Annotated in this window: 8 protein-coding genes; 4 read left to right on the top strand and 4 right to left on the bottom strand. The window is 46.7% G+C overall.

Translation table 11 applies throughout. The features are described 5' to 3' along the window. Nucleotides 1–55 precede the first annotated feature (55 nt). The 3 genes from DYD62_RS10840 to DYD62_RS10830 form a co-directional block, all read right to left on the bottom strand. Nucleotides 56–1,807 (bottom strand): ShlB/FhaC/HecB family hemolysin secretion/activation protein, encoded by a 1,752-nt coding sequence (locus DYD62_RS10840; RefSeq protein ID WP_115227347.1) that lies wholly within the window; start codon nt 1,805–1,807, stop codon nt 56–58. A gap of 502 nt (nt 1,808–2,309) precedes the next feature. Further along, the gene (locus DYD62_RS10835) at nt 2,310–3,647 is read right to left on the bottom strand and encodes a Fic family protein (RefSeq protein ID WP_115227346.1); all 1,338 of its coding nucleotides are present in this window, start codon (nt 3,645–3,647) and stop codon (nt 2,310–2,312) included. A gap of 90 nt (nt 3,648–3,737) precedes the next feature. After that, nucleotides 3,738–4,010, bottom strand: a complete 273-nt coding sequence (locus DYD62_RS10830) for a hypothetical protein (RefSeq protein ID WP_115227345.1) — start codon at nt 4,008–4,010, stop codon at nt 3,738–3,740. A gap of 221 nt (nt 4,011–4,231) precedes the next feature. On the opposite strand from DYD62_RS10830, the gene DYD62_RS10825 reads away from it, so the two are divergent. The 4 genes from DYD62_RS10825 to DYD62_RS10810 all read left to right on the top strand — a co-directional run bounded on the left by DYD62_RS10825 (nt 4,232) and on the right by DYD62_RS10810 (nt 6,725). Further along, nucleotides 4,232–4,651: a YkgJ family cysteine cluster protein gene (locus DYD62_RS10825; protein WP_115227344.1), complete on the top strand. Its 420-nt coding sequence runs from the start codon at nt 4,232–4,234 to the stop codon at nt 4,649–4,651. 50 nt (nt 4,652–4,701) lie between these two features. Further along, nucleotides 4,702–5,235 (top strand): flavodoxin domain-containing protein, encoded by a 534-nt coding sequence (locus DYD62_RS10820; protein WP_115227343.1) that lies wholly within the window; start codon nt 4,702–4,704, stop codon nt 5,233–5,235. A 35-nt stretch (nt 5,236–5,270) separates the two neighbouring features. After that, nucleotides 5,271–6,272 (top strand): nucleoid-associated protein, encoded by a 1,002-nt coding sequence (locus tag DYD62_RS10815; RefSeq protein ID WP_115227342.1) that lies wholly within the window; start codon nt 5,271–5,273, stop codon nt 6,270–6,272. A gap of 258 nt (nt 6,273–6,530) precedes the next feature. Next, complete coding sequence (locus DYD62_RS10810; RefSeq protein ID WP_115227341.1) at nt 6,531–6,725, top strand: hypothetical protein; 195 nt, start codon at nt 6,531–6,533, stop codon at nt 6,723–6,725. A 76-nt stretch (nt 6,726–6,801) separates the two neighbouring features. On the opposite strand, the gene DYD62_RS10805 is transcribed toward DYD62_RS10810, so the two are convergent. Next, nucleotides 6,802–7,299, bottom strand: a complete 498-nt coding sequence (locus tag DYD62_RS10805) for a GNAT family N-acetyltransferase (protein ID WP_165928648.1) — start codon at nt 7,297–7,299, stop codon at nt 6,802–6,804. Nucleotides 7,300–7,388 lie beyond the last annotated feature (89 nt).

Raw genomic sequence — 7,388 nt, 5'->3', positions numbered from 1 at the left:
CAGGCGTGGCAATGACAAGCCCGATAATCACGGGCCTGTATTCAAACAGAGGAAATTAAAACGATAAGGTGATGGAGCCGTACCAAATATAAAGGTCGGCATTCATCCCTTCGGGCTGATGCAGGGGCGAAGCTGCGCTTAAATCAAACTGCGCTTTTTTCCATTGCCCACGTAAGCCTAAAACCGTACCTGCTAATTGATGCCCAATCAGCATTGCATCACTTGGCCCCCATACACGGCCATAATCCAGCCCCCAGTAGGCTTGTAAACCCAAGCCTTCGGGCATAGGCAGCGAGGTGCTTAATTCATTACGAAGGTAGTAGCCATTTTCTGCCATCAGTACGGTGTCGCCATCAAAACCACGCACACTGCTGCGCCCGCCAATGGCGATTTGCTCATTTGATAGCGTGGTATTGGGGGTGGATTGCCCGTGCAAATTAAAATTGTATTGCACAGCCTGAGCCGCAATTTGGAAAGGCACCGCCACGCCTAAATCCAGCGTGGTGATGCTTGGGCGCAGCGTTAAACCGTTAGACATGTCAGCTGGATAATCATCTTCTGCCTCATACCAGCCACGGCCACTTTTATAATTCAGCCCCAGATCAAAACTGGCCGAGCCCAGCAGCTGGCGATAATTGATGCCAAACTCTTGCTGGGTAGTTCGGCGGCGCTGCACCAGCAACTCCACATCGTCTAAATAACTATTCGAGCGGCGTGTGCTGAGCGCCGTCGACACAGAGAACCGCGCGGAGCTGGTACGCAGCAGCTGATATTGCCAGCGTAAATCTGCGCTTTCACTTTCACCACTGGATAAAAAGCGCGCCGTCGTACCCGCCACCCATTGGGCGAATTTACTGCTGCTGTATGAGCTGGAAAAGGTATGGTTGCCCCAAGGAATGCTGTAGCTCGCCGAAACCGACTGGCTTTGATGATTATTATCTGGATTTTCAGCATTGCTATTGAACGATAAATTCAAAATATCATTCAGCCCCAGTGCATTATCAAAAGCTAAATAACTGGATAGCTGTGTGCGGCCTAATGATGGCGAGCCGCTATTATCCAGCGTGATGCCCCCGCGCAAACGCTGCAATAAATCACCACTTTGGCGGTCAATAAAAACCACGCTGGTATCCGGCTCTGTACCTGGCTCTAAGCGGGTAACGACATGCTGGCTGGGCAGGCGGTTCATTTGCTCTACGCCCTGCTCCAGATCGTGCACATTCAATACATCCCCTGCACTCATCAAGGGCCAGCTTGGAAACGCATTAGCCCAAGTGCCCCAGCGCTTATCGTCTTTGCCCTCATCCTGCATCCGCACCCCGGCAATTCGCCCTAAGTGCAATTGCAAATTCAGCTCGCCACTCCCCATGTTTTGCGGTGGCACCACTACGCGAGAAGTTGCCAGGCCTAAGCGAAGCAGCTCAGCATCAGCCGCTGCAGCGATGTGACTTAAACCGCGTACACCGGCACATTGCCCACGATAATGCGCAAAGACTTGTTCATTTAAGGAATGCAGTAACCAGGCGGGAAGCTCAGCCTGAGCAGGCGGAGCCAATACATGTATTTCATTAAGTAAGAAACACGGCTTCTCAACAGGCAGCACCGCAGAGATTTGAGGCAAATCCGCGGACTTTAATACTTCGGGAGATGGCGCAAGCGTCTGATTTAAATCCCTCGCCCGCTCTTCCTGCCTGCGCAAGCCATCTTGAGTAATGGGTTTAAGAGGGGGCTGAAGCGGCTCGGCAGCTAAAATTACAGGGGAAATAAAACACAGCGAAAAGCACAGAAAACGAGTAACGGTCAACATAATAGGCACGATGAGAAGTCTATTTTCTAAAGCCAGGCACAGGCTTTAAAAAAGCTAAACACATGTTTAACAGTAAACAATAATACTCTCACCTTGCTTGCATCGTAAACAAACAGGGTTACCCAAAGGCCATAAAAGCAACAAACTACATCATTTTTAAACTTATATTCACATTTATGCTGTTTTCAACATTAACAAGACTTGTGCCTAGCACAGGCTTGCAACAGATCACCCGCAGGCATCACCTATTTCACCCCCCGTGTTTTTAGAGACTAATTTTATTCAAACTTTGCGGCGGCGCATCGCGGCCATTGGATTAAAATTTCCGCTCAAATGTCCATGCCACGCCGTTGATATGCGTTTACACACTGCGATCACAGCACATCGCAAAGCAGTATATTTGGCCGCATTTTAGTACCCGTGCCTTCATCCGCTACAAAAATGCAACTTGCATTAATTGGAATATGATCAAGCCTGAAAATATTAAATTCAGACTGTGCTTTTACACCAGCCTTTGCAGTAAATCCGATGGGGCGATATATAATGTGCTTCTGCCATCTTTGCTCGGTAGCAACAAACGATATTCAACCAGTTTATTTAAATAACTTCTGGCTGAGTTATCGGCAATGCCGTAATCACTCACAATTTCTTTAACTGAGAAATACCTACCTGGTGATTTAGTTGCTTTTTTAATAATATCTTTTTGTACAAAATTCAAAGACTGGCCAAATTTTGATTTTTCCAGCAGTGCAACGACTTGATTGAATTCCTGTGTTTTTTCTTCCAGATATTTTTTAAGCTCATCAAATGCTTTGATGATGATATCAAGCTGGTAATCAATAAAATACGTCAGATCATTCTGATCTGTTTCGGTATAGAGATAAGACAAGCCATAGTCCTTAGGGCTATCTTTCAGTAATTTACTGATCGAAATATATTTAAATAAATCATATTCGTTTTTTAACATATACCAGTAAAACAATGCCCTAGCGGTTCTGCCATTACCATCCCGAAACGGGTGTTCGTAGCCCAGCATAAAATGCAGAATAATTGCTTTAACTACGGGGGCAATAAATTCACAGCCATCCAGCCCGGAATGGTTGGCATTGGCAAAAGTACAGAGTGCCTGCAGCCGGTCTTGGATCAGCTCGTGCGGGGGCGGCTGATGGGCAATACCACCATCGCCATCTTCCACATAAATATCATCGGCATTCCTAAATTGGCCGGGCACCACACTATTGCCCGTTGTGCCCTGCGTAGCCACTTGGTGAAAATCTAAAATCAAATCAACACTCAGTTCTTCATTGCAGCTTTTTTCGGCTTTTTTCAGCAAAAAGAAATTATTCAGAATCATCCGCTCGTCTTCATTAAGCGGTGCTCTTTCGTCTTCCAGCATTTTTTTGGCTACTTCGCGCGTTGTGGCGGCGCCTTCCAGCTGGGCGCTGCTGATGGCTTCTTCCATAATCAGGGAAGACACCAAAAACTTGGCCTGAATCTGCATGGTGGCCGCCATACCCGCGACCACGGCCACACTACCGCCTGCGGTTTTGATGACCTGATGCAGCTTGGCTTCCATTGAGTTTGGAATGCAGTAGCTAAAAGACTCGCCATTCACATCAAACAGATCGACTTCTTTCATCTGAATAAAGCGCTGAAATTTAATCGCAAACCAGATATTTTGCGCTTCGGCTCTTGGAACCCGCCACTTCAGCTTATCCCAATGTAAGTAGCGCCCCTTGCTGTCGGTTAAATCATATAAGGGTAGATACTTTTGGAGCATAGGAAAATCAACATTCACCAAATCAAATTTTGGTGCTCTTTCTACCCTTGGCTTAGCCATTATCTCAAATCCTGAATTTTGCGCTTACAGACTTTAGCATAAAAAAAGGGCAGCGATCGCTGCCCTTTTTAATAGATGTATTCCTACCGATTAAGCTTGTAAACCTTTCTTTAACAGCTCAGTCACTAATTCTGCCATGGTTACTTCCCGCGTTGCGGCAGCCGCGTGCAGCTCTTTAATCAAATCGCCATTCAGCTTTACTGCAAAAGGAACCAAACCTGCGGCCTGATCGGCCTTACGTTGCTCGCGCTTATCCATTACTTTTGCAGCCTCTTGCCCAAAACGTCCCGGAGTACGTTCTTTTTTATTTTGCTCATCGGATTTAAAGCCGTCTAATTTATATAACTGAAACTTACTTGCCATACTCTATTCCCCATTCAATCTGTAGCTAGCATGGCCAAGCCCGCATTTATCGCAGCGGGCGGCGACGCATAGCTAAAAAATCCAAGGGCGAAGGATGCGGTGTTTTACGCAACAGCGCAAGGCAGAAGTGAAGCCCCCTCCCCGCCAAACATCGATTTATCTGCCTTGGCATGCAAAAAACAGGCAAAATACGCCCCCTCAAAGACAGTCAAGCCGTTTTCATGACAAACCCTTTAATTTATCACGCTCATCCCGACAACCCAGCGACATGGATCAAGTTTCGTGATGATTTATGCAAAAACTGCCAGTCTTCCTGTTGCACTATGCCGGTTGAAGTAAAACTCAGCGATTTAGTCCGCATGAATCTGGTGGATGCTTTTGAAGCAGAAGGCGAACCACCCAAGCAAATTGCCAAGCGCTTAACGAAAGCGGGCATTATTGATCACTTTAATTTTAAAAACAGTATTTACACCCTAAAGCGTAAAGCAAACGGGGATTGCCGTTATTTAGATTTAAAAACGCGCCTTTGCACTATTTATGAAAACCGCCCTAACACTTGCCGCAACCATCCACGCATTGGCCCGCGCCCTGGCTACTGCGCTTATCGCAGCCGCCCTGCCAAGTTGTTAATCACGGAATAACGCTGACCACGCTCAACACAGATTAATCATCACGGTGATACGCTGAAACAATGAAACCTATCCTGATTGTTTATGCCAGCCGTGATGGCCAAGCCGTGCGTATAGCGCAAAAATTAGCCCTGCACCTTAATGCTTACCCGGTGCAGCTGGCTGATTTAAAAACGCCCCCTGAGCAAATTGTTGCTTGCAAGGCGCTCATTGTGATTGCTTCTGTACGCTATGGGCGACACCTGCCCGAAGCCATACAATTTTTTAAACGCCATGCCGCGCAAATATCACAGCTTCCCTTAGCCATTACCTCCGTCAGCTTAAGTGCCCGCAAAGGCGATGGCTCACCTAATGGCTATTTAAAAAAGCTGCTTCAGCAATTTCAGCTCAGCCCATTTGCAGCACTCTCTATCGCGGGCAAGCTCAATTATCCCCGCTACAGCTGGCTGGATAGGCAGATTATTCGATTAATTATGCATATCACAGGCGGCCCCAGCGATGGCACCAGCTGTGTTGAATACACAGACTGGCTGCAGCTTCAAAACTTTGCACAACAAATCACAACACATCTTCGCCAGGATCACGCAGATGGATAGTAAACTGCGCCCCAAAGCCCTCTCAGAGAAACACCATGACCACTCATACCATCAGCAATCTGATCAGCCATCAAATCAATAAAGAAGCCCACGGGCCGGTCAGCTTACGCTTAAGCGATAAAGAAATTACCCACACCCCTGCTGCACAAAGACTGATCGATCAGCTTTGCAAGCTCTACACTCAGAAGCTGGGCAAAGGCTTTGGCAGCTTTGAAGAAGATCAGGAAGCCTTTCCTATGCAAGGGCTGATTCGCCAGCTTATGGAAGGCGCAGATTTTTTAAGTAGCTCTAAACAAATGATGCAGCACCTGCTGCTGCGCTTAGAGCAAGAGCCCCTTGCCAGTGGCGGCCATGTGTTGATTGCCCGTATCAAAGGCGATGGCACAGATTTTATCCTGTTCACTATTTTGTCTGAAATTATGGGCACCATGCTGGATGAAGAGCTGAATGTGGCCGACAGCATTTACCTAGATACTGCCAACTTGAAAGTCGCCGGTAAAATAGACCTGCACGCATGGCAAAACGGTGCCGAGCGCTATATCAGCTTTTTGCGCGGGCGTGGCGATGTAGCCGCCTATTTCAAATCATTTTTAGGCTGCAACGATATTGTGGTGGCGCTGAAAGAAACACAAAAGCTGGTGCATGGCCTCAGCCAGTTTGCCGAAGAGCAACATTTGCAGCCTGCAGAGCGCGATCAGTTGTTTGAGCGCGCCCATGAATACCTGGACGAGCTGGGCAACGCCAGCTGCGCCGTTACACTGGAGCAAGTGGCAGAGCAAGTATGGCCGGATGCCCCCATGCAATTACAAAATGTGCTGGATCATCAGGATTTGGCGTTAAACGATGGTTTTGTACCAGACCGCCGCGCCATCAAGCCGCTGCGCACCTTTAAAACCAAAGCCCCCCACTGGAAGCTGGAGTTTGATCGCAGCAGCTTACGCAGCGGCGCAGTGCATTACAACCCGGAAAACGACACCTTGGTTTTATCTAATATTCCAGAAGAAATGCGTAAGGAGCTGCTTGCAGAAACCAAATAAAAACACGTCAAAATACGCAGCAAAAGATGTTGCAACGCAATAAATATGCACTAAACTAATCTGGCAAAGCATGTGGGATCAATCACTTACTTGCTTTGCCAACACAAAAAACCTTGGTTGTAATATTACATACACAAACTATTTGGCGTAGTATCTTTAAACTGTAATCTGTAACAGCGATGCTAGTGTGGCAATGTGCTCGGTTTCATAACCTGAAACCTCAGTGATCAAACGGTAACCCTCAAAAAAGGTATTCCCATGACTCTGTCGACTACGTTTAAAACCCCCCGCCAGCGCCGTCAGCTGGAACAATCGCAAAGAAATATGGAAATTGTGGTAATGGGACTTCATCGTGCTCAGTTTGAAGTAAGGCGTCAGATACGTAACGAGCTAGCAGATCGCGCAGCAGCCAAGGCAGAGAAAGAACTGGATTATCTTGAAAGCGTTAAATAATGAATCAGCAATAAAAAAAGCCACGAATTGATTCGTGGCTTTTTTTATATGACTTCTCTTTAAAACAACGCTTAACTTATGCCGCCCGCAATTGGCGCTCATAAACCACATAATTACGATTGGGTTTCCAGCCAGCATCCTGATACAGCGTTAATGCACTGGCTTCGCTCGCTTCAGATTCCATTTCCATATAGCCCACATTATGCGTGGCAGCGAAATCTTCTGCGGCTTTGATTAAAGCACGGCCAACGCCACGGCCACGGGCATCTTTGGTTACAAATAAATCATTAAGCAGCAAGGTTTTCTGCATACGCAGTGAAGATAAATTCCAATAGAGCTGGGCAAAACCAACGGTTTTTGTGCCTTCACAAGCGGTAAATAATACGGAGTCGCCTGCCTTTAAGCGCTCTACCAGGTATTGATGCCCTGCTTCTAAATCTGCCTTTTGATTAAAATGCTGGCGATATTCATCAAACAAGGCCCATGCGCCCCATAAACGCCAGATTTCATGCAAGTCATTTAAATCAGCCTGGCGTATGGTCAGTGTTGTTCCATCATTTAATAGGGTGTTCATTTTCTCATCATCCAGATAAATCATTAGGCAGCGGTTTATTCTTTAGTAAACAACTGTTTTGTATTCCCTTGTTATTTAGCATTCAAACA

Source organism: Iodobacter fluviatilis (assembly GCF_900451195.1).
Lineage (GTDB): Bacteria > Pseudomonadota > Gammaproteobacteria > Burkholderiales > Chitinibacteraceae > Iodobacter > Iodobacter fluviatilis.
Note: the sequence above shows the minus strand (reverse complement) of the source record. Positions and strands in the feature narration are given on the sequence as shown.

Coding starts and splice junctions, on each gene's coding strand:
- DYD62_RS10840 (WP_115227347.1), bottom strand. CDS start 1,807: ATGTTGACCGTTACTCGTTTTCTGTGCTTTTCGCTGTGTTTTATTTCC.
- DYD62_RS10835 (WP_115227346.1), bottom strand. CDS start 3,647: ATGGCTAAGCCAAGGGTAGAAAGAGCACCAAAATTTGATTTGGTGAAT.
- DYD62_RS10830 (WP_115227345.1), bottom strand. CDS start 4,010: ATGGCAAGTAAGTTTCAGTTATATAAATTAGACGGCTTTAAATCCGAT.
- DYD62_RS10825 (WP_115227344.1), top strand. CDS start 4,232: ATGACAAACCCTTTAATTTATCACGCTCATCCCGACAACCCAGCGACA.
- DYD62_RS10820 (WP_115227343.1), top strand. CDS start 4,702: ATGAAACCTATCCTGATTGTTTATGCCAGCCGTGATGGCCAAGCCGTG.
- DYD62_RS10815 (WP_115227342.1), top strand. CDS start 5,271: ATGACCACTCATACCATCAGCAATCTGATCAGCCATCAAATCAATAAA.
- DYD62_RS10810 (WP_115227341.1), top strand. CDS start 6,531: ATGACTCTGTCGACTACGTTTAAAACCCCCCGCCAGCGCCGTCAGCTG.
- DYD62_RS10805 (WP_165928648.1), bottom strand. CDS start 7,299: ATGAACACCCTATTAAATGATGGAACAACACTGACCATACGCCAGGCT.